At 65.2% G+C, this 19,952-nt stretch carries 15 protein-coding genes; 11 read left to right on the top strand and 4 right to left on the bottom strand.

Annotated elements, in window-relative coordinates; all coding sequences use genetic code 11:
* The 3 genes from ASG79_RS00065 to ASG79_RS00075 are packed head-to-tail and all read right to left on the bottom strand — an operon-like array spanning position 1 to position 5,878.
* Positions 1-1,209: a GIY-YIG nuclease family protein gene (locus ASG79_RS00065; RefSeq protein ID WP_056387355.1), complete on the bottom strand. Its 1,209-nt coding sequence runs from the start codon at positions 1,207-1,209 to the stop codon at positions 1-3.
* Positions 1,206-3,182 carry a DEAD/DEAH box helicase gene (locus tag ASG79_RS00070; RefSeq protein WP_056387358.1) on the bottom strand — a complete coding sequence of 659 codons (1,977 nt, stop codon included), beginning with the start codon at positions 3,180-3,182 and terminating at the stop codon, positions 1,206-1,208. Before ASG79_RS00070 ends, ASG79_RS00065 begins: the two co-directional genes overlap by 4 nt.
* A complete protein-coding gene (locus ASG79_RS00075) occupies positions 3,179-5,878 on the bottom strand; it encodes a DNA methyltransferase (RefSeq protein WP_056387359.1) in 2,700 nt (899 codons plus the stop codon). The genes ASG79_RS00070 and ASG79_RS00075 overlap by 4 nt, the downstream gene beginning before the upstream one ends.
* Positions 5,879-6,233: 355 nt before the next feature.
* Here ASG79_RS00075 and ASG79_RS00080 point away from each other — a divergent pair, with 355 nt between their 5' ends.
* Positions 6,234-7,406: a hypothetical protein gene (locus tag ASG79_RS00080; protein WP_056387362.1), complete on the top strand. Its 1,173-nt coding sequence runs from the start codon at positions 6,234-6,236 to the stop codon at positions 7,404-7,406.
* On the opposite strand, the gene ASG79_RS00085 is transcribed toward ASG79_RS00080, so the two are convergent.
* Complete coding sequence (locus ASG79_RS00085; protein ID WP_082581619.1) at positions 7,387-7,878, bottom strand: helix-turn-helix domain-containing protein; 492 nt, start codon at positions 7,876-7,878, stop codon at positions 7,387-7,389. The two genes, ASG79_RS00080 and ASG79_RS00085, sit on opposite strands and share 20 nt — an antisense overlap.
* A gap of 442 nt (positions 7,879-8,320) precedes the next feature.
* Between ASG79_RS00085 and ASG79_RS00090 the strand changes: the two genes are divergently transcribed.
* The 10 genes from ASG79_RS00090 to mobL all read left to right on the top strand — a co-directional run bounded on the left by ASG79_RS00090 (position 8,321) and on the right by mobL (position 19,944).
* Positions 8,321-8,704 (top strand): hypothetical protein, encoded by a 384-nt coding sequence (locus ASG79_RS00090; RefSeq protein WP_056387364.1) that lies wholly within the window; start codon positions 8,321-8,323, stop codon positions 8,702-8,704.
* 172 nt (positions 8,705-8,876) lie between these two features.
* The gene (locus ASG79_RS00095) at positions 8,877-10,178 is read left to right on the top strand and encodes a hypothetical protein (protein ID WP_056387367.1); all 1,302 of its coding nucleotides are present in this window, start codon (positions 8,877-8,879) and stop codon (positions 10,176-10,178) included.
* Positions 10,179-10,236: 58 nt separating this feature from the next.
* Positions 10,237-12,528: a phage tail tip lysozyme gene (locus ASG79_RS00100; protein ID WP_142133570.1), complete on the top strand. Its 2,292-nt coding sequence runs from the start codon at positions 10,237-10,239 to the stop codon at positions 12,526-12,528.
* Between the two features lie 133 nt (positions 12,529-12,661).
* Positions 12,662-13,636, top strand: coding sequence for a hypothetical protein (locus tag ASG79_RS00105; protein WP_056387374.1), 975 nt, complete (start codon positions 12,662-12,664; stop codon positions 13,634-13,636).
* Positions 13,636-14,358, top strand: coding sequence for a hypothetical protein (locus ASG79_RS00110; RefSeq protein ID WP_056387377.1), 723 nt, complete (start codon positions 13,636-13,638; stop codon positions 14,356-14,358). Before ASG79_RS00105 ends, ASG79_RS00110 begins: the two co-directional genes overlap by 1 nt.
* Positions 14,359-14,431: 73 nt before the next feature.
* A complete protein-coding gene (locus ASG79_RS00115) occupies positions 14,432-15,235 on the top strand; it encodes a hypothetical protein (RefSeq protein ID WP_056387380.1) in 804 nt (267 codons plus the stop codon).
* The gene (locus tag ASG79_RS00120; protein WP_056387381.1) at positions 15,232-15,963 is read left to right on the top strand and encodes a hypothetical protein; all 732 of its coding nucleotides are present in this window, start codon (positions 15,232-15,234) and stop codon (positions 15,961-15,963) included. The genes ASG79_RS00115 and ASG79_RS00120 overlap by 4 nt, the downstream gene beginning before the upstream one ends.
* A 57-nt stretch (positions 15,964-16,020) precedes the next feature.
* On the top strand, positions 16,021-16,557 hold the full coding sequence (locus tag ASG79_RS00125) for a hypothetical protein (protein WP_056387384.1): 537 nt from the start codon (positions 16,021-16,023) through the stop codon (positions 16,555-16,557).
* The gene (locus ASG79_RS00130) at positions 16,557-17,573 is read left to right on the top strand and encodes a hypothetical protein (protein WP_056387386.1); all 1,017 of its coding nucleotides are present in this window, start codon (positions 16,557-16,559) and stop codon (positions 17,571-17,573) included. The genes ASG79_RS00125 and ASG79_RS00130 overlap by 1 nt, the downstream gene beginning before the upstream one ends.
* A 94-nt stretch (positions 17,574-17,667) precedes the next feature.
* Complete coding sequence (mobL, locus tag ASG79_RS00135) at positions 17,668-19,944, top strand: relaxase MobL (protein WP_160141486.1); 2,277 nt, start codon at positions 17,668-17,670, stop codon at positions 19,942-19,944.
* The last annotated feature ends 8 nt before the right edge of the window (positions 19,945-19,952 follow it).

The raw sequence follows: 19,952 nt of genomic DNA on the forward strand, positions 1-19,952 counted from the left end.
TCATTCCCATCCTGCCTGTTGTCGTTCGACGAGTTTCTTGAGCTGAGCGTCGTAGACATAGTCGGTGATCTCGCCGGACATGATCATTGCGACGGCTTTGTTGATGGTTTCCAGCGGCACCACGAACCACTCCGATGGGTCGTAGTCGCGTCCCTTCCGGTCGACCTGCGTCAGGTCCAGACGCACCTCGGCGAACACCCGGTGCAAGAGGTGCTCCAGCCACGACGCACGCACATTGTAGAGGCGGTAGTCTGCCAGCACCTTCACGGGTGCCATCAGGTAGGTCGGCGACTTCGCCGCGTTTTTGATGCGGGTCTCGACTTTGGTAGTCGAGAAGCCGATCTTGTGGAGATCCTTCATCCCAGCGACAACAGGATCCTTGCTGAGCGACTGCAATACGTAGATGTGGCCGCTCTCCACGTCGGCGTCGAGGGCTTCGGTAGCATCGTGGCCTGTCCGCGCCAGGACCTGGCCCTGTGCTTCGTACATGCGGGTCATGAGGCTCTGTTTGTACATCGCCGATTCAGTGCCGTTTTCGAAGACGAGGCGGAGCCGCTGCTTCTGCCTGGGCTTGCCGCCGACAATCAGGTCCACGTCTTCACCGACCTCAGCGACAAAGCACATAACGCCACTGAGAACGAAGAACGCACCCTCACGGATAAGATCCATGCCGGTGAAAGGCACCAGACTATATGTGCCTTCGGCCAGCTCGGCGTGCTTCGCTTTGAACAAAGGTTCGAACAGGTCGAAGTCCTCGGCCTTTACCCGCTGAGCGACCGAGTCCGGAGACTCGGGCCGTTTGATCACGGGAAGATCCGATACGTCGAGGATGCCACTGTCGTCGCCGAGCAGATCGTCCAGGTCATCGCTGTCAAGAAGCTCGTCCAATGACTCTGGCGCTGCCTCTACAGCCAGGAGTTCGAACTCCGTGTCGAGGTGTTTGAGCGCTGCGATCTTTTCGTCGTTGGCCAGGATGCCCTCCAGGCGGGCCCCAAGCTTCCGCTCGGCGATCTCCCTCGTCGCCGAGCTCGGCAGACGCTCGTGTGTCCGGCGGAACTCCACGATCTCTAGGAAAGCCCGCTCAAGGCGGTCAGACGAGGTTACCTTCTTGGCTTTCTCAGGCACGTTGAGCAGGCCATCGAGGTCGTTGTCGATGAGGTCTTGCAGGGAAGCCGGCGCTTCCTCGAAAATTTCGTCGTTATCGATCATTCGTCCGTTGCCATTTCAGTCGCACGCTTTTGGGCTTCAAGTTTCTGCTTGGCCCGCTGGAGCCAGAGCAGCGCGTCGGCGTATCGTTTCTCAGTCGGTTCCTCGGCACGGGAGTCTGGCCGTCGATTGTTGACCTTGATCCAGTTCTTGATCCGGGGAACAAGAGCCAGAGCCTCTTCCTCAGTGAACTCGACGCGGGTAGCCGTGATCTGGTCCTGGATGATCCGCAGTACGGAGGGAGTCACCGACTTGGACATGACCTCGAAGGCGCGCTGGAAGGGGTTCACCGAGTCGATGAGGTTGATGGAGAGTTCATCGATGTTGACGAACTTCTCTGCCATCTTGATGAAGCGTTTGTCTCCGACTTCGCGGACCTCACCGTTCTTGACCACTGAGTCCACGACGACCTGCTGCCGCACCTCCTCAACCTGCGAGTCGCTGAGGTCCGGGTACTTTTCCCGGATGATCTTCGGGATCAGGAGCTTGTTGGCGGTCTCAGCGTCGATTGAGCCGGCAGCTGCGCGAGCGAAGGTGTCGTCTTGCAAGATCGTAGCTTTCAGGTCGTTCAGGTCCGTCTCGACGATCTGCCTGACACGCTCCGTCGAGGGCTCCTTGAAGCCCTTGATCTTCAGCTGACCGGGGATCTTCGAGTCGTCACCATCGAACTTCTTAGTTTTGAAGGTGAAATTCTGTGCGAGTACCTGCTCCATAAGCAACGATGCCGTAATGGCCTTCAGCATGTTGTTCACCGAGACCTTCACTTCACCCTGAGTGGCGTCGGGCTCAGCGATCAGGTTCGTGAACTGGGCATGCTCCTTGCCGGGGCTGTCGCGGGTAACGCGGCCGATGATCTGGATGACCTCGGTCAGCGAGGCACGGTACCCGACGGTCAGGGCGTGCTCGGCAAAAGGCCAGTCGAAGCCTTCCTTCGCCATGCCCAGGGCGATGATGATGTCCACAGCGTCGCGCTCTTTCGAGGCGACATGGGAGAGATAGTGGAGCGTGTCAGCACGTTTTTTCTGGTCAGTGTCATCCACGAGGTCGGCGACGCGAAGAATTTCACCGGTATCTTTGTGGCGAATGCTGATGATTCCGGTATCGGGGTCAGTGGCTTCGACATGGCCGATCGCATCGATGATGAACCCGACTTCTTCGATCTTGTCCTTGGTGGACTCCCCCGAGTTGACGTTCGGAATATGAACGATGGTCTTCTTATCCAGGTGCAGGACTTCACCTATAGCGTCCGTATAGCGGCCCTGGTAGAAGTGATGGCCGATGCCGAGCGAGTGCAAGTGCTCATAACCGTTGAGCTGGTCGTAGTAGTTGAACGTGACCGGCGTGAACTGTGCCTCGTCTTCAGCGGACAGAACCGGCACTGAGTCTCCGCGGAAGTACGAGCCGGTCATTGCCACGATGTGCACGTCCGAGCCGTTCATGACTTCACGCAGGAGCGCGCCGAGGCGGTTGGCTTCAGTATCAGCGGAGACATGGTGGAACTCATCAATCGCCAGCACGATGCCGTTGAACGCTTCCGGTGCGAGTTTCTCAAAGGCGAACCGTAGCGTCGCGTGCGTGCAGACCAGTGTGGCGTCGGGGCCTTTGAGAAAGTCGATGAATGCTCCGACCTTGCCCTGCGAGGAACCGGCGTCGCAGAGGTTGTGCTCGGCTTTGATTTCCCAGTCTGCGAAGAATCCGTGCGAGGTGAGCTTCGTCGAGGAGAAGGAGGCTCCGATGGATCGCTCGGGGACGGCGACGATGACCTTTTTCCGGCCCTGGTTATAGAGCTTGTCGAGCGCAACAAACATCAAAGCCCGCGACTTGCCTGAGGCCGGCGGGGCCTTGACCAGAAGGTGCTGGGCATCTCTCTTGGCGAAGACGCGCTGCTGCATCTCTCGCATACCTAAGGCATCGGTGTTAACCGACGCCTTGGTGCGGGCATAGGTCACGTCGACGATGTTGATCGGCTTGTTCACTTCTTCTTGCTCCCCTTTGCAGATTCCGCTGCCATCTCTTCATACATAGCAAAGAGGTCCGACAGTCTTTGCTCATCGGTCTCGTATCCGCGCTTGGAGTAGATCGAATCCACCAACACATCAATCTCGGCATGCGCCGTCCGCAGGTCCTCCGGCATAAAGTCCGGATCGTACAAATCGGCGAAGTTGCTCTCGCAGTGGTACTCACGTACGTCAAGCACACGCAATGCCGTAATGGTCAGCTTCTCCTTCATCGCATCCGACAGGGGCGGCAGCGGGAAATTGTTGTAGACGATCGTATTCGAGTAGCGGATTCGGGTTTCCAGTTGCCCGCCAACAGCTCGGGTCCAAACCATGTGCATCCGAGACATTAACAAAGCGAAGACCCAAGGCTTCGCGTCATACACAGCGTTCGCCGAATCTCCGACAACGGTCTCTGGCCCCAGATAGCCAAAGGGTATGTACTTGCGTCGCTCGGAAGAGTGCCGAGGGACAATGATGGATTCCGTCGGCTTGTAGCTAATTTGTACAAATCTATGAGGTTGAGAGGCGTACGCGGCCGTGCTGGCCGCTTTGCTCTTGCTTCGTTCCTCCGCTACGCGGGCCAGTCGGCTGGCGATTGGTGCGATGGATAAGGCAGTCGCAGCGAAGCCGTCAGGAATCCAGAGGCAGTAGCGTTCTCCATCGTTGATCACTTCGGATGTTCCCATGAATCGCTTGATGAACTGACCGCTCTGCGGGTCGTTGTCGATCATCTGCTGGCGCTCATCCGGAGACAGTAGGAGACCACCACCGTCACGCGGCATCGAGCCGAAAACCATGTCGGGCAGCTGAGCACTGAGTGGCTTCTTGCGCCGTTCCATGACGACATTGGGTCCATCAGCGAGATAGCCGTTGATGTTGTCCGCTGTAATCTGAAGGTCCTCGGTATAGAGGTACTTCGGCTCCGTCCGAGCCATTCGCAGGCTGATTACTGCGACGGTGACGCCGGCGTTGCGTTTGGCGTTGTTCTCCCACTTGAAGGACGTGTAGGCGAACCCGATTTCTATACCCTTGGTGAAGATCATCGGGAACATCAGGCCAACGTGTTCGCCCTGAGACACCGAGTTCGTAGTGACGAACGCGAGCTCGGCTCGCGTGCCCTCGATATAGTCCGCACCCTTCAGGAACCAGAGCGCGATGTAGTCCAGGTTCTTCGAGTATGGACGGCGTCCGAACACGAAGTCGTAGTCCGCCTTTTGATCCTTGGTCTGGGTCTTCGCCCCGACGTACGGAGGGTTTCCGATGAGATAGATCTCCGCCTGTCCGTTGTTCGAGCAGACCGTGTTCCAGTCGGTACGTGCGGCGTTGCCAGCCTGGATCTGTCCGGTCTCCTTGAGCGGGATCAGCGGGATAGAGATGTTGAACTTATCTTTGAACTCTGCATTCATCTGGTGCTTGGCGATCCAGAGGGAGAGGATCGCCACCTCGACTGCGAAATCGTCGATCTCAATACCGTAAAAACTCTCGATGTTGATCTTCGACTCGGCATACAGCATCTGGTGCTTCGGATCGATCTCGAAAAGGCGTTCAAGGATCGCGTGTTCCAGCCGGCGCAGTTCCTTGTACGCAATGATGAGGAAGTTGCCGGACCCACAGGCAGGATCGAAAACTTTGATCGCGCTGATTCGCTCGAGCAGTGCTTCAAGCTTTTTGACTGAGTCGAACCCTGCATCGAGCTGTTCCTTCAAATCATCCAGGAACAGCGGCTCGATGGTCTTGAGGATGTTCGGCACTGACGTGTAGTGCTGGCCCAGGTCGCTGCGCTTGCCCGGGGTGACAATGGCCTGGAACATCGAGCCGAAAATGTCCGGGTTGATGTCACGCCAGATCAATGTGCCCAACTCAATCAGCAGGTCGCGGGCCTTTTTCGTGAAGACCGGAACGATGTGCTCAGATGACATCGTGAACAGTCGGCCGTTGACATACGGGAACCCTGCCAGGTGTGTGGGCTTCTCGGCGGCATCTTCAGTATCCAGTGCCAGAAAGACCTCGGTGAGGAACTCCGCGACGTCGGATCCATCAAGCTGAGTATGAGAGCCGACTGCATTGACGAAGACACCCTCTTCGAAGATGCCGGTGTCTTCGGCGAAGAAGCAGAATAGGAGCCGGGTGAAGAACACGTTGAGCGCGTGACGCCCGTGCGCCATGTCGAACATTCCGGGGTTCGCCGCCAGCAGTTCGTCGAACAATTTGCCCATTTTCTCGGCAGCTTTGACGTCAGCGTGCGCCTCAGCGACATATTGTGCCTTCTCCATGCCGGCCCAGGGCAGGAAGAACGTGAAGTACTGGTCGATGTCCCGGATCGGGATCATCAGGTTCTCGCCGGTCTTCGTATCGATGGCCAGCAGTTCCGTGTAGTCGGTGACGATCACGAAGCGGGTGTTGTATCGGACGACCAGCGGTGAAGTCTTCAGCTCGTCGATGACGGCGAGAGGATCACCGGTCGTCTCCTTGAAGTAGACGACGTTCTTTTGTGCCACTTCAGTGGACGGGTCATGGGCAACGTTGAGCGAACCATTCCGCAACCTGGTCACGTTGCCTTGCGGCTTGCCGTAGGCCAGCAGCAGGCTGAAAATGAACTCGCGATCGTAGGATTCACGGCCCCCGAGCGGGGCAACGCGTTCCTCGACGGCTTTCAGGTTGAGCTTCACCATGAACGAGTTTCCTTCGCGAACATGATCCCATCATGGGCCGCGGTGCAATTGGTGATGAGGCCCTTGTCCCTGGCACTAGCTGAAATACCGTCGGCAGACGACCACGGTTCACACACGTTGTTACTCCTTACATGGCAGGGCGGGACGCTCTACCTCCCCGTGATCTTATCCGGGACGGTGCGGCGGTTGTTTTTCCCTCACCGCGTCACGCGAGGGCAGTCTTCCTCCATGCCCCGATAAGCGCCCTTACCAGAGACCCGGTTCGAAGCCGCCCCGTCGATCGCGGGTATGGGGAATCGCCACTGACAGACCATTGCGACTTGGATTCTCCGGCCAGTGAGTCGAGACTGGAGTCATGGCAGTACAGGTGAGGCTCGCAGCGCTCAGCGCTCCCACCGTCCCACCTGAACCGGAGGTGGACGACGAGCTGCGCGAGCTCGAAGAAATTTCGCGGTCTTTGGAAGGACACACGCTGTCTGCTGCCACCCGGCGCGCCTATGCCACGGCGTGGCGTGCCTTTGATGACTTCTGTACCGGCCACGGACTGGAGGCGCTGCCTGCGCATCCGGAGACCGTGCGCTGGTACGTCGCCTGGATGTCCACGCAGCTCGATGACGACGGGCTCCCCCGGTTCTCCGTCGCGACGATCCGCCAGCGCCTGGCCGGTATCGGCGAGAGGCACCTGCGCGGCGGGCTTCTGGATCCCACGGCCCACCGCGGCGTGGTGGATCTCGTGCGCGGGCTGGCCAAGCTGCGGGCCACCAGGCCCCGGCGCAAGCGCCCTCTGCTTCTGGACGACGTGGTCCGGATCATCGCGGTGATGGAGCACGACACATATCCGGCAGGCGTGTCAGCCACCAGGGACGCCCTGGCGGTGTGGCTCGGGTTCGCAGGGGCCCTGCGCAGGAGCGAGGCGGCGGCCCTGACGCTGAACCGGCTCGAGCTGCACCCGGTCGATGGTGTCCACGTTCATGTGGGGGCCTCGAAGGCCGACCCGGAGAACGCGCTGCCGGACGTGGTCGTGCTGCCGTTCGGGAGCTCGCCGGCATCCTGTCCCCCGTGTGCGGTGCACCGTTGGGTCGTGCTGCTCGGGCTCGCCCGGCAGGACGATGCGCGCACACGGCGTCGCGGGATCATGCAGCAGCTGTTCTCGTACGGTCTCGAGGAGCACGTCTGCGGAGCCGCCGGCTCAACGGCGCTCATCAGCAGCGCCGACCTGGCCTCGGGCGCGCCCCTGCTCCGGGCAACGTACCGCAACAGGAAGGACGCCCGGATCCATGCACGGGCGGTGAGCGGCGACGCGCTGCACACGATGCTGCTCTCGCGCATGGTCGAGGCGGGGATGAACCCTGCTGCCTACGGCTTCCACTCGCTGCGGGCCGGGCACGTCACCCAGGCGCGGCGCAACGGTGCGAGCACGGAGGAGATCATGCGCGCCGGCCGGTGGAGCCGGGCAGCGACGGTAGACGTTTACGACCGCGAGTTCAATCCTGCGGCACGCAACAGCGTCATGCGTCTGGGGTTGTAGACCCCTCGATGCCGGGGGCAAGCCGGTGCCCGTACTGGTCGTCCTCCTCGACCGGGACGCGGGCGTCGATGCTTTCCATGAGGCGGAAGTCGACGACACCTTTGAGTTGAGCGCCGCCGCCGAGCACTTGAATGGCCTTGGAGAGCCGCAGCACCTCCAGCCTGTTCTTCTCCCACTCGCGCTGGGCCGCTGCCAGGTCGGCGAGGTACTGCTGCAGCTGGGCCTCGCTCTCTGCCTCCGGATCCTCGGCGACCAGGATCGCCAGGGGGACGTCCAGGGCCTTGGAGGCGGCGACCGCCTCGTCCAGGCGGACGGCGCGGATTTGCTGCTCTATCCGGGTCACCGCCGAAGGGTCGACGTTCGTTCCAAGGATCTCGGCAATCCTGCGGGCCAGCTCAGCCTGGCTGATGCCCAGGCGTTCCCTCTCCTGTCGCAGTCGGCGGGCGAAGAGGTCTCCGGGCAAGGCGTTCATCTGGTTTGGGCTCCTGGTCGGGTACATGGGCGCGAAGGGCTCAGCAAGAAGCGTATGCCGAGCCGTGCCGGAGCCGCACACCGCGCGCCCCGTCATGTGAAATCTACACGTTTTTGAGCAGAACGTCAGTCCTCCCGCCGACACCTCGTTTGCGCTGGTCTTCGAGCACATTTTGGACTCGTATCCGACTCGTCACGGATACGACTATGACTGATGACTCGAATGATGTAGATTGGTCACTGAAGATGTGCACGTATACGAGTCCCTAGAGAGGGGTCGGCCGCATGATTGCAGGCATGTCGTCCCGCTCAACGGGGAGTCACGTCGCATCGGGAGAGACCATTGATAGGGCGCTGTGCTCTGTCTAGGCGAATCGGTTGTGCCAGTCGCCTCGTGACACATGTCATGCAAGCGACCATTCGATAGGCGAGAGGAAAGAACCATGACGAAGATTTACGAGGCGGCACTCGAGCGGGTCGCCCTGCCCACCGCGGCCTGGGACCTGACGAGCTTCCTGGAGAACGCGAAGTCCCAGATCCAGCTCTGGGGCGGGCTGCTGCTCATGCTCCTGGGTGCGGTCGGACTGGTCTGGGGCGGCGTGCTCCTGATCAAGAAGCTGATGGCCACCCCGCAGTCCGCGGGCCAGCAGCAGGGCTGGGGCACCATCGCCCTGCTCATCCTGGTCGGCGGCGCGCTCGGCACCGGTGGGTGGTCGCTGATCAACACCATCGGCTCCGGCGGCCAGAAGACCCTCGAGGACCTCGGCGGCGGCTCTGTCCTCGTGCAGACGGTCAGCCACGTACTGACCAGCGGCGTCCTGGGCTAAGCCCGGCGCGGCAGGAATCAACGGCCGGGCACACAAAGCGTCGACGGACCGCACCGGGTCGGTTGAGGTCACCAGGCCTCAACCGGCCCGGTGCGTCGTTCCCGGGGTCGGACGACGGCGCTGACGACGAGCAGGACAGGCAGAGCAAGGAACAGGACGAACGGGAACGGACATGGGGATCAAGGACAAGGCGCTGGCCTTCGGCAAGCGGTTCAAGCTCGACTCGCACCACGCAATCGAGCGCTTCGGGGTGTTCTTCGGCATCTTCGCTGTGATGGGGCTGGTCGTGGTGGCCGGCTCGGGTGCCGCCGCCTTCAAGGCGGGCAGCGACGCGGTGTCGCACACCGCGCTCTACAACACCGAGTTCACCTCCTCGAAGACCCAGCTCAAGGGCACGGTCGACGGGGTCTACACCAATCACACCGGCAACAGGGCACTGGTCATGATGCACTTCCCCGCCAGCGCGGCGATCTCGTACAACGCGGCGGACTACCAGGCCTTCCTGCTGGGCACCAACGACAAGCTGCAGACCGAGAAGGTCAGTACCAGCGGAATCAGGGGCACCTTCCACGTTTTCGGCTCGACCGGTTACGTCGGGGTCCTCCTGGACGCGGACCGGCCCTTCGACCGGCAGGTGCTCAACCTGACCGTCCGCGCGAACGCCGAGCTGACCTACGACGAGCGGCAGCAGAGCAGGGATGACCAGGTCGTGGGCGACTCGAGCTTCAAGAAGTACGACCAGTGGCGCGTGATCATCAACCCGGGTGCGTCGGGCACCACCGACATCCCGGCCCTGGACGCGGCCAGCTTCGACCCGGCCCGGGCCTATTACGACGTCGTGCTGAAGACCCAGGAGCAGCAGACGCGGGACAAGCTCGACCAGAAGCTGCTCGCGATGCGCACGAGCCTGAAGCAGGTCGAGTCGTACACCTCCGACCTGGCGACCACCAAGGTCGATGGGCTCTTCCTCCGTCCGCCGGCCGTTCCGACCTCCATCGCAGGTGATCAGGTGGCTGGTGTCTCGGCGGCCGAGGCCAAGGACGGGAAGGCGACGCTGGAGCTGAAGACGGGCCATGTCGTGCCCGGCGGATTCGACTTCAACTGGCGCGCGGGCAACGTCTATGCCGGCTACCTCGACACGCTCGTGCCCGCCGGTAAGGGCTATGTGCAGTTCCTCGCCGACAAGCGCGCCGAGGGCAGCGACAGCACGAGCCAGCAGGTCTCGGACATGAAGTGGGTCCTCTCCGACGGCACCGACCTGAAGAAGGACTACCGGTCCTCCGAGGTGACGATGCGCCCGCTCACGAACGTGATGAACAACCTCTCTCAGGCCTACCAGGACTACGGCAAGGCCAAGTCGGAGTACCAGTCCGGGCTTCTGCTCGAGCTGCTCGGCCTGGACGTGAAGCTGCGCGATGTGCAGTCCAACAGCACTGCGAACTCGGCCGGGGACTTCCTGACCGTCTATCACTGAGCGCGCTCCACGGAGCGGGCAGTCACCACCCAGGCATCGAGCCGGAAAGGACAAGCTTATGGCCATCGACCAGCCGACGCGGCGGGATGACCCGGCCCGGCGCGCTGCATCGCCCCGCGGGGACCGCAGGTCCGCCGACGGGGGTGCGAAGGAGGAGTCGCAGCCCCCTCGTCGTGAGGGGTCCGGCGTACGCCGCGCCGGGCCCCGTACCGGAGCGGCCTCCGCTCCTTCCCCGTCCGGGGATGCAGCCAAGGGTCTGCCGAAAACCCCGGGGGCCGCCCCCGCGCCGCAGCCCGTGGACCCGACGCCTGCGGGCCGCGGGTCGAAGCACCTGGGAGCCGCACCGGCCCCGGACGCAGCGGCTGCCGCTGGCAAGGCCACAGGTGCGGCCGACACAGCCAGCAAGACCAGCAAGGCCGCCAAGGCTGCCAAGAGCCTCGACGGTGTCGCCGCCGGGGCGGCCGGGGGAGCTGCCCGCAAGGCGGTCGAGGGTGACGGCAGCAGCGCGGTCCGCCGCGGTGCCGGCCGGTACGCGGGAGCGGCTGCCTCGGGAGCTGTCGCCGGGGCGCAGGCCGGAGCCGCCGCCGGTGGTGTCGGCGCGCTGCCCGGGGCAGCGGTCGGCGCTGCCAAGAATGTGGGCCTGGAGACCGGCAAGGATGTTGTCGACGGTGCGTCCAAGGTCACCGGCGGAGGTCCGGACGCCGAGCCTGCCGACAAGCGGCTCGGTGCCGGGGGCACCGGCTACGAGCGGACCTCGCAGAAGGAGAAGGACGGCCAGCTGCTGTCCAAGACCGCCAGGGGTGTCGCCGTCGGCGGCACCGCGGCGGCCGCTCCCCCGGCTGCGGGGCTTCTCATGGTCATGGCCTTCCTGAAGTGGCTCAAGACCATGTTCTTCGCGATGCTCGCGATGGCCGCCAACGCGGCCAGCATGATCTGGGGTTTCATCCTTGGGATCGCCAAGGCGGTCGGGCACACGATCGCCGCACCGTTCATCGCACTGGGCGGGCTGGTCGGCAAGGCGGCAGGAGCCGTGTTCGGGGTCACCGTGACGGCCACCGTCGCCCCGGTGGCCACGGCCGCATCCGGGGTGGCTGCGACCGTTGCCGCGGTGGCTGTGCTCAGCACGGTCCTCACGGGTGTGCTCGACCAGGCCGGCCTCGATGGCGGCCGCGGCTCGACCATGACCAACTGCATCGTCAATGTCAGCCGCAACGGCCCCGGCGCTGACGTCCCGGCGAATACCGAGGCGAACGCCCGGGCGGTCTACTCCGTGCTGAAGACCTGGGGTATGCCCGAGGAGAACATCGCGGGCATCCTGGGCAACTGGTCGCAGGAGTCGGGCGTGGACCCCACCAGCGTGGAGGGCATCTACAACGAGCCCTACCAGATCGGCCCGCGCAAGCAGACCGCCTGGGACGGGAACTTCACCCACATCCCCGGCCAGTCGCACGGCGGCATCGGTCTGGGCCAGTGGTCGAACGGGCGCACCACGATGCTCCTGGATTATGCCAAGTCCAAGAACCTGGACTGGTACACCATCAAGGCCCAGCTGGCATTCATGGCGGAGGGCGACAGCCCGGGGGACGTGGCCGTGTTCAAGGACATGATCAAGACCTCGCAGGGCTCTCCCTCTGCTGCTGCACTGCACTTCCACGACAAGTGGGAGCGCTCGGCCGACAACGCTTCACAGCTGCAGGAGCGTAAGGCCGACGCCGAGATGTGGTTCGGCAAGATGAGCGGCTGGACCGTCGACACCTCGGTCGTGGGCGGGGTCCAGGACATCGTGGGCGGCATTGTCGACACGGTCGGCAGCGGGATCCGCTCCATCTTCGGCAACTGCGACAGCGACACCAAGGTGCGCCCGGGCAGCCTCGTCGACGGCGGCATGAACGAGGAGCAGGCCCGGCAGCTGATCGACCTGTACAACCAGGAGGGCGACAAGTTCCTGGACGACAAGTACGGCGCTGGCGGACCGGGCTCCTGCGGCGACAACCACGCCATGAACTGCGTGTCGTTCTCGGTCTACTTCATGAACAAGTACACCTCGTTCCAGCAGTACCCGCCGGGCGACGGCATCCAGACAGCCCACGCGATCGCGTCCATGACGGGCAAGCAGGTCTCGAGTACGCCGACGGCGTACTCGGTCGGTTCCGGGCCGGGTACGGGGTCCGCGGGCCACACCCTCGTGGTGCTGGGCGTGCAGGGCGACAAGGTCATCCTCGGTGAGGCCGGCTACTGCGCGTTCATGGGCCGCGTTCGCGTTGACAGTGCGGAGCGGATGAAGTCCGAGGGGTGGGTGTTCGTCGACGTCACGGACCTCATCACCACGGGCGGCAACCTGCCGGCGTAGCCGGCGGAAGCAGGGCCGGTGTCCGGACGATCCGGGCACCGGCCCTTTCTGCGTCCCGATCCGTGCGCAGTGACCTGTCGAATGGGGCAGACTCGTTATTGAATGACCATTACAGATAGACTTGGAGTCATATATGAGGACAACACGAGAAAGGGCGGGCATCGTGACGAGTGCGGACGATGATGCGCATGGCAGGGCCGGGGACACGGTCAAGGACGAGGACGGCGCGCCGAAGAAGCTGAAGGCCCCCGCCACCCGCAGGCGGGTCAGCGGGGTCGAACTCGAGGCCCGCTTCGAGGGCTGGCGCTCCGAGCGGCGCGGAGAGCGGCAGGCACGCACTCCGGAGGAGTCGGCGCGGCGGACGCGCCTGGTTTTGAGCGCCGCAATGGGCGTGGCGATCCTCGGGCTCGCGGCGGCCGCGGGAGTGAGCGGCAAGGGATTCGAGGTGGAGCACGCGGCCAACGCCGACCGGATCTCCGCGCTCCAGGTCCAGATCGAGGATGCCAGGAGCACTCCGGTCGCCCCGGATCTGCCCGGAAAGATGACGCGGCTGATGGAGGCAGCCGCAAAGGACGCCCAGAAGGTCGCGGAGGCCCAGCAGCGCTTCGCGCAGCTGCACCACGAGGCGGCGACACAGCCCAATGCGGGCAACGGTACGCCGAACGCGGCGACACTGCAGATCGCCGAGCACCGCCGGACGCTGGCACCCCTGTTCAGCCCGCGCTCGTTCCTGGCCGACGAGAAGGGGGCCTACTCCTGGACCTCTGTGACGCCGTTCGACCCGAGCACGCAGATCGACCCGCGGTTCCCCTGGTACGTGCGCTACGAGGGTTTGAAGGCTTCCTCGCCCGGAGCGTACGCCTGGTCGGTCGAGTCGGTAATGCCGGACCTCGCCACCCAGGACGCCACGGGCACCACGCGCACGGCGCGGGTGATCTGGCTGTGCCGGGACACCGCGGGTGGACAGGTGCTGGCGTGGGCGAACGCGGCCTACTCCTACGACGGGAAGGCCGGGACTTTCGCGGATCTCAAGGTCGTGGTGACCGCCGCCGGCGCGGAGCACCAGCAGGGCGCATCGACGACGGGTAACGGAAGCGGAGAGGGCTGATGATGCAGGAGCAGCAGATTGACGGCACGGACGAAACGGCAGCGCCGGAACCGGGCTTCATGCGGCGCAACGCCCTGGTGGTCGGGGTCACGGTACTGCTGGTTACCGCCGTGACGGTGACCGGCCTGACATGGGGGTCCCAGCGCAGTGCACTGGATCAGCAGCAGCAGACGATCACGGGCCTTCAGGGCCAGCTTGCCTCGGTCGGGACCGCGAAGTCCGAGCAGGTCGAGCAGGATGTCATGCAGTCGCTCGGCGTGAGCCAGAGCCGGATCCACGACGACACGCAGATCGTGGACCGCCTGGTGAAGACGGCATTCACCTGGGACTCCGGCCAGGCCTACGAGGCCGCTCGCCGGGACCTGAAAGAGCGCTACCACCTGTCCGAGGACGAGCAGTTCCTGAAGCAGTTCATGCCGCCGGCGCGCTTCAACGAAGACGCCGCGGGCAAGCGCTACTACTACATCGACACCCAAGGGCTGAACTCGGCGGTCAATGCCGACGCGGACCTCGAGGTCGTGAAGGTCACCGCGGACGAGTACACGTATGCCGTGCAGATCGAGGTGGCGGCTACCTCCGATGCGGTGTCCCAGAACAAGGTGGCACCGGACCGGGTCAAGTCGTACCGGACCGTGCTGGTGTACCTCACCGTCGACGCGCAAGGGAAGGTCTCTGGCCTGTCCGCCATTCCCGCTGGCGGTTCGACTCGTCATTCCAGATGATCCGACTCCCTTTCGACTCATCTTCTTGATAGAGTTGTACTGGTATTCGAGACGAAGAGCGAGTTGAGGGGCAATGGCATCGACAAAGATCGGCCAGTCGGGTGTGCAGGCTGACAAGCCTGTCCGCAAGACCCGCTTCGTGGCCGCGCCGGACGCCGGTGCGGCACCGGGCGACGCCGACCCCACTGGGGACGGAAATGTCCCGGGTGCGCTGATGAGCCGCCGGGCGGCCATCGGCGGGGTGTGCACGGGGGCAGCTGCGCTGCTCTGCTTCCTGGTCGGCGCAGGTCTCTCTGGTGGCGAGGCCACCGTCAGCCAAGACAAGGCTCAGCAGATCGTCTCCCTGCGCGAGCAGATCCGCACCGCCGAGGTGCGCACCGACGCCCTCCCGGAGGCCAAGGACGCTGACCGCGCCCTGGTCACGGCACAGGGAGCTGCGGAACAGATCGCCCGGTTGCAGAACGAGTACCGCTACCTGACACCCTCGGTGGCGGACTCGGGCGGGACGCTGGACCAGGCTGCCGCCGAGCCGACGCGCCGGAACCTCACCCCGTACTTCGCCCCCGACGTCGGGACCACTCTCCAACCCTGGTACCTGCTGGCCGCCGACAAGGACGTCGCCGCGGGCAACGAGATTCCGATGAGCTTCGACTCCGGCTTCAAGTGGGTCGCCCAGCGCCCTTACTCGGTCGAGGTGGACGGCACGATCCGGGTCACCTGGTTGGCGGTGCAGACCCGCCCGGCGGCCGGGCAGGCCCCGGCGGTACTGGCCTGGGCCCGGGCTGACTACGACATGACCCGCAAGAGCTTCTCCGGGGTCCAGACCGGAACGACGACCACGGGCGAGGCCCTGCGGCAGGAGGTGAAGGCACCGTGATCGAGGACGTGAAGGACTGGGTGCGCGCGAGGGCCGGGAAGGTCCTGGTCTGCAGCACCGGAACGCTGCTGGCGCTGTCGCTGCTCTCTCTGGCCCCGGCGCTGCTGGCCGACGGTTCGGCGGACGCCGACGCCAAGGCCGACCAGCTCATCGTCCAGCTCCAGGGCAAGCAGGAGGACGCGCAGGCGGCACTTGAGACCAAGCATGCCCGGTTGCTGGCTGCCCTGCCGGGGATGGATGCCGAGCGGGCCGACCGGGACCGGGCCGCAGCGCGCTCGGTGCTGCTGAGCCTGACGGATTCTTCGGCCGCCTCGCGGACCGTCAAGGAGACGCAGGCCGCCCTCGACGCCCGGTACGGGTTTCTCGGGACCTCGTCCCGGGCCCTCACCGAGTTCATCCCGGAGTGGATGGCAGCGACCGGTGCCGGAAAGGGCGCGGGGACGGCGTACCAGCTGGCCGACTTCGACGTCGACGTTGCCGCGGTGAAGGGCCTGGACTACTCCGTCATCGGAGTGGCGCGCCTGGACCCGGTGTCCGCCGACGGCAAGTCCACGGCCAAAAGTGAGTACGTGGTCTTCACCTTCGCCACCGGACAGGACGGCACGGTCGCCTCGTTCGAAGCGTACCGGGCCTCGGGCCGGACGCGGGACCAGCTTGCCGCGCAGAGGCCACCTGCCTCTGCTTCACCGGTCGATACCGCCAGCCCCGGACCCAGCCACAGCGGCTGACCGGCGGGACACCCGCACAGACACGACACGACACGACAACCACGAAGGACGAGACGAATGACGATCCAGACTCTGGACAAGACCGGCAGCGCGACCGAGCACGAAGCCCGGGTGGAGGCTGCCACTGCAGTCCCCGTCGAGAAGGCCCCGGTCAAGCCGAAGGCCGGGCGTGGCCCTTCGAAGCTGGCCGGCGCGCTGCGCCGCCTGGCCCCCGGGAAGGGCTTCGGCGGATCGCCGGTGCTGATCTGGGCGGTGTTCTTCCGCTCGGTCGTGCTCATCGCCGACTACGTGCTGGCCTCGATGACTGCGATGGTCGTGATCCCGATGCTCGGCGCGTGGCTGCACCGGCAGTCGGGCGCAGCAAGCGGCGACCTGACCATGGCCGGGACCGTCGCGATGTGGATCGCCCCGCTGCTGTTTGTGGTCCTGTTGCTGGCCGCCGCGGAGATCGCCGCGATGCGCGGGATGTGGCGCTGGTCCACCCGCCGGATCCGGGCTGTACGCGACGCCCGCACCCCGGCGCTGGCCCCGGCCACCTCCGCCCCCAGGACCACCCGCCCGAGCAAGAAGACCAACCGGAAGAGGAGCAACTGATGCGCACTGCTGGACTGATGATGAATGACGTGTGGGCCGACCGGGCCCTGCGGGAGCGTGGCGTGCAGGCGCACCGCTACGACGGCCTCGATGCCCAGATCGGGGTGCTGGTCGACTCTGTCGAGCTCAAGCACCGCGGCAAGGAGGAGAACTACCGGCCCTACCTGCACGTCGTGGGCGAGCTGCGCTCGATCACTCCCGCCGAGCCGCTTCCGTACGGGATCACCCAGGTGACCTACTCGCACGGCCAGGGCGAGAAGGTCGACGCCTTCTACGAGTTCGACGACGAGCAGCTGGTCGCACTGGCGGCCAAGGGCTACTTCAGCCCTTCGTTCACTGTGCCCGACCAGCTCACGGGGATCGAGTGGGAGCTGCCCGCCAGGGCGGATGCCCTCGTGCTCACCCCGTCCGGGGACCAGGCCGATGCCCCCGTGGTCTTCATGAACGTGCACCGCATCGCCGATCTCGAGATCGACCTGGCCTCCACCGAGTACGACCTGGCGGCCTACTTCGCTGACCGCTCCAAGGATGGTCATGGTCCGGTCGAGTCCGTCGTCGACCAGCGGGGCCTGCGGGCCCGCTCCGACGCGATCAACTCGCTGTTCAGCGAGGACGAACTCGACTTGGTCGCGCAGGCGGAGAACCTCCAGCGGCCCGAGGAGCAGCAGCCGGCTGCCGAGGGCGTCACCGCGCAGTTGCTGGCGGTCGAGGCTGAGATCACCGCGGAGCGCGAGCGGTATCAGGCTGAGCTGGAGCGCACTGAGGGCACGCCCGAGCACCTGTACCACCAGCGTGTGGCCCCGGCCCTGCACCTGGACGGACCGGAGGATGCTGCCGTCCCTGCGGACGCGGAGCCGGATGCCAGCGCGACCCACGATCTGGACTTTGGTCTGGATGAGGAGGCCACCGGGCAGGAGGTGCCCGCGCCGACGCTCGAGGAGCGCAAGCGCGAGGCCTCCCGCCGCGCCGCCGACCTCGACTTCGGCGAGGAAGACGGGCACGGCCTGGGCCACTGAGGCCGAGGCGGGCAGAGCAGTCAGGACGGGCCCCGGTCGCTGGAGGACAGCGGCCGGGGTTCTGTGCATTCACACGACGGAGGGATGAGGCGGGATGGGCCTGAAGCAGTCAGTGGTCATCGTCAACGAGTTCAGTGTGCCGCTGCCCGGCGGCAAGGGGTCCCGGGGCGGCACCCCCGGCGACTACGTCACCCGGTACATGGCGCGCGAGCAGGCGACTGAGTCGCTCGCGCCGATCCAGCGGCTGCGCACGGACGACTTCATCCTGCGCTACATGGCCCGCGAGAGCGCGGTCGAGCGCGCCGGGACGAGCAGGGTCGAGGCCAAGACGATAATGCGCCAGGCCCAGGGCGATGGCGGCGTGGCCTTCGGCTACGGCTCAGTGTCGCTCTCCGACGAGCAGCTGCGGGCTGCATCCCGGGACATCCAGAAACACTTCGAGAGCGGCAAGACGGTGCTGAAGACCGTGCTCTCCTTCGATGAGGAATACCTGAAACGGCACCGCATCGTCGGCGAGGACTTTCACTGCGAAGGCCGCGGGGACTACCGCGGCCACATCGACCAGATGAAGCTGCGGATGGCGATCATGCACGGGCTGGAGCGGATGAGCTCGGGCACGAGCGGTTTCGACGACCTGCGCTACGTCGGCGTGATCCAGGTCGACACCGAGCACGTCCACTGCCACCTGGCGATGGTCGACGCCGGACACGGCCACCTGGCCAAGGACGGCACCCAGCGGGGCAAGCTTCTGGACCGGCACAAGTCCCGGTTGCGGCGCGGCGTGGACGCCTGGCTGGACGAGAAGCAGGCCGTCGCGCACCTGTCCAGCGCCGTCGGTTACGAGCGCAGGAACGTGACGACCTTCATCAAGCGCTGGGCACACGAGCGCATGCGCTCAGAGGCCCTCCCCCAGTTCCTGTTGGCCTGCCTGCCCGCCGACCGCTCGCTGTGGCGCGCCGGAACCAACGATCTGCGGATGCGCAAAGCCAACCGTCTGGTCTCCGAGCTGGTGGCCGAGCAGCTGGAGCGGCCGGGCTCTCCGCTGCCGGCGGCAATGGAGAGGGTCGTGGAGTACGCCAATCAGCGCCGGGAGGCCGAGGGCCTGCCCACCGACGCGTGGCAGCGCCTGGTCGACGCGGGCCGCAACCAGATCACCGAGCGGGCGGTCAACGGGGTCTACCAGATGCTGCGCGCCCTGCCCGAGGAGGAGCTGCGGGTGCGTACGCCGATGCTTGAGGTGATGGGTATGGACTACGCCGAGATGGCCGCCCTGGCCGCAGAGCGCCAGCAGCAGCACGGCAGCTCGGAGGACGACGTCGTCTCCTTCGGCTTCCGGCTGCGCAGCTATGCCTCCCGCCTGCAGCATCACAAGTCCAAGGCCAGCGCCTACCGCGACCTGGCCCGGCAATGGGAGCGTGCCGAGAAGGCCGAAGTGGCCGTAGAGGACTCCCGGCCGCTCTACGACTTCTACCGCTACGAAGAGGACTGGCACCGGCGGGTGATGAGCAAGTACCAGCACTTCCTGCCGTTTGTCGGCGACGCCAGCCAGTGGTACGCCCAGCAGCAGGAGGTCGCCGCGTACGGCCAGCGCCTGCTCTCGCTGATGGCGCTGCGCCAGGACGCCTCGCTGCAGCGGATGAAGGACGCCGACCAGGCCGAGGAGATGGGCCGCGAGATCTACGGCCAGCCCGGCGGACGGCACCTGACCGCGGGCAAGGCCGGACGGGCGGTGCTGGACGCGCGCATCGAGACGATGAAGCAGGTCTACGACGAACGGCTCCAGGAGCTGCGCACCGACCTGGCCGACTCGGGGCTGGTGCTCGTCGCCGGTCCTGCTGACCAGCGCAGCGCCGTCGCCGGCGGGGATCCGGAGGTCTCCACCCAGCTGTCGATCGAGACCGGGACGGCGCACCCCTTCGACGACGTCAAGGCACTGGACCTGCATCACCTGGGCTACGACTTCGTGGCCGATGTCGAGATCGGCGAGCGGGCCCGGCGGGAGTTCACCGCAGCCGCGGCCGAACGCCGCCGGCTGCTGCTGGCGGCCATGGAGTACCTCGACCAGTCAGGCCAGTCTGAGGCGATCGCCGACCTCCCTGTCGACGACATCGCCGCGATGACCCGGGTCTCGCGGGAACTGGTTCCGGTGGAGGACGGCTCCATGCGGCCGCTTCTGCGTTCGAGGATCGCGGCGCTGCGCGAAGAGCAGGAACAGGCGGCCCGGATGCGCCGTTCGAAGGCCTCCTCGCTCGACGCCGGCCTGGTGGTGCGTGTCCAGCAGCGGGTCGACGCCGCGGTGGCTGGTGCCGGGGTCCTCCCCGGCCCCGAGCAGGAGCCGGCAGGCCGGTCCGACGGTATCCAGCACGAGTAGGGACACGA

This window comes from Arthrobacter sp. Soil761, assembly GCF_001428325.1.
GTDB lineage: Bacteria > Actinomycetota > Actinomycetes > Actinomycetales > Micrococcaceae > Arthrobacter.